4 protein-coding genes are annotated in these 2,372 nt (G+C 27.5%); 1 reads left to right on the plus strand and 3 read right to left on the minus strand.

Features of this window, described 5'->3' with window-relative positions:
• Positions 1-208: 208 nt before the first annotated feature.
• The 3 genes from CAMP5060_RS07945 to CAMP5060_RS07955 form a co-directional block, all read right to left on the minus strand.
• Positions 209-430, minus strand: a complete 222-nt coding sequence (locus CAMP5060_RS07945) for a ribbon-helix-helix protein, CopG family (RefSeq protein ID WP_087700923.1) — start codon at positions 428-430, stop codon at positions 209-211.
• A gap of 10 nt (positions 431-440) precedes the next feature.
• Entirely contained in the window at positions 441-1,004 is a 564-nt protein-coding gene (locus tag CAMP5060_RS07950) for a bacteriohemerythrin (protein ID WP_087700922.1), read from the minus strand.
• Between the two features lie 77 nt (positions 1,005-1,081).
• A complete protein-coding gene (locus CAMP5060_RS07955; RefSeq protein ID WP_087700921.1) occupies positions 1,082-1,669 on the minus strand; it encodes a bacteriohemerythrin in 588 nt (195 codons plus the stop codon).
• Positions 1,670-1,795: 126 nt separating this feature from the next.
• Between CAMP5060_RS07955 and dccR the strand changes: the two genes are divergently transcribed.
• The coding region (dccR, locus tag CAMP5060_RS07960) for a two-component system response regulator DccR (RefSeq protein WP_337218191.1) at positions 1,796-2,372 on the plus strand (577 nt) is incomplete at its 3' end.

Here is a 2,372-nt window from a genome sequence, read left to right on the forward strand (position 1 = left end):
GCATAGTTTTATATAAGAATTCTTAAAGTAAATAAAAACAATATAAAAATATATTAGATTATATAGTATTAATATAAGTAGTTATAGACATATCTTTAAAGATCTAGTTTGAAACTAGATCTTTAAAAACTAAGGAGTTATCTATGAATGTTTGCTTTTACAAATGTAATTATGCTCTTTGATAGTTAATGTTTGGAAACTAAGAAGATTAGCATTTTAATTTTTTGATAATACTATCTAGCTTTTTACTATTCCCGTCTTTTAGATCCTCCAAAGCTTCTATAGCTGGAGCAAAGTCCTCCATTTCATCAAGATAATTTTCTAAAGCATTGCGTAAAATTTCAGCTTTTTTCTTTTTAGAAAATTTTGCAGTTTTATTTAAGCGCTCGTAAAGTTCTTCTGAAAGAGTTAAAGTATATTTTTTATTCATTGTCTAGCCTTTATTTTAGTCTTATTGCTTCTTGGCAAGTTTTGCATTTATAACTTGCATTGGTTGTTTGTATTTTTTGATGAATTTCACAAGGTACTTTGTGAATTTTGTCAGCACATGAGCAAACATACTCATAAAATTCTTGCAAATCTTCTGAGTTTGTTTCATTATTTTTTTTATTTAATTGCGCTTGATGCCATTTTTCTATCTTCATATCTTCTCTTAAGATATGCTCTAGTAACCATTTTGATGCAATGATATTAAGTTTTTCTTTGAGATCATTGGTGCTTTTAATGTTTTGAATTAAATCGATCATAGATTGAATAATGCTTTTGTGAATTTTTTGATGGTTAACAAGTTCAGGATAGCCTATTTTTTCCATGTATTTTTCTTCTTCAGCAAAGTGTTCTTTCATATAGTTAAAAAAATCTGCAAGTAAAAATTTGATTTGACCTTTGTGAATGGGTTTATCTGAAATCATTTCTACATTAGCAGCAAGTTCAAAAAGTTTTTTGTGTTGCTTATCGATTTCATCATTGTGAATACTGTATTTATCACACCATTTTGGTAGCATATCAACCCCCTGTTTATATTTGGCAGAGTTTTGCAGGCATTATAATTTACAATATTTTAAATTATGATTAATTTTTATTAAATTTCTGTTTTTTCTTTACATAAAACTAGGTTAGCGGAGCATTCTTTGCATTTAAATTGCACTTTAGAATATTGCATTTTCAAATGAATGTCATAAGGAACTTTATGGGTTTTCCCTTCGCATTGACATTGATATAAAAACTTCTTTGGTTTTGGCTTTTCTTCTTCGAAAGTATCTGAAGAATTTTTTACTTGTGTATTTTGTCTCCAGTGTTCTATCATCATATCATGTTGTATAATATGTTCTATAAGCCATGAATTGACTACTATGTATAGTTTTTCTTTTAAATCATTCGTGCTTTTTATGCTTTGTATAAGTTTTATCATAGATTTTGTGATTTGTTTATGCATGAGCTTATGTTGGTTTAAATAAGGGTAGTTGATTTCAGCCATGTAGTTTTCTTCATCTTGGAAATGGATTTTTATATAGTTAAAAAATTCAGCTATAAGTTTTTTAAGTTCTACTTGATAAATTGGTCTATCTGAAATTTTTTCTACTTTTGCAGCAAGTTCAAAAAGTTTTTGGTGTTGAGCATCAATTTTTGTATTATTGATACTATATTTTTTATCCCATTCAGGTAGCATAACAAATCCTAAAGTACAAATATAAAACAGTTAATATTTTATAAATATTTGGCTTTAACTCTGCTAAATTCACATTCAATTTACATAAAAAAAATATAATGCTTTAAAGCAAGATAAAGGATAAAAATGGCTACACAAATTCTTTTACTAGAAGATGATATTAATTTAGGGGAAATTGTTAGTGAGTTTTTAGAAGAAGAAGGCTTTGAAGTAGTTTTAGTAGACAATGCTCAAGATGCGCAAGATAAAGCCTATGAGAAAAATTTTGATTTATGGATTTTAGATGTAAAAGTTCCACAAGGTGATGGTTTTAGTGTGCTAAAAAATTTAAGAGAGGCAGGTAAATACACGCCAGCTATTTTTATGACTTCATTAAATACTACTATGGATTTACAAAAAGGTTTTGAAAGCGGTTGTGATGATTATATTAAAAAACCTTTTGAGTTGCAGGAGTTAAAAATAAGAATTAATGCTATTTTAAAGCGTTCTTTTGCTCATAAAAATGAAGATTATGAAGACTTGGGAAATGGTTTTAAATTTGCTTTTGTTTCGCAAACTTTATACCAAGATGATAAGCCTTTGACTTTGCCTTTAAAAGAATTAAAGCTTTTATCTTTGCTTTTAAAAAACAAAGGTAAATTTATAGATACTGCTTGTATTTTTGAAGAAATTTGGGAGTATGATCAAGAGCCAAGTGAGCTCA

The organism is Campylobacter sp. 1569 (genome assembly GCF_024723675.1).
In the GTDB taxonomy this organism is placed as follows: domain Bacteria; phylum Campylobacterota; class Campylobacteria; order Campylobacterales; family Campylobacteraceae; genus Campylobacter_D; species Campylobacter_D jejuni_C.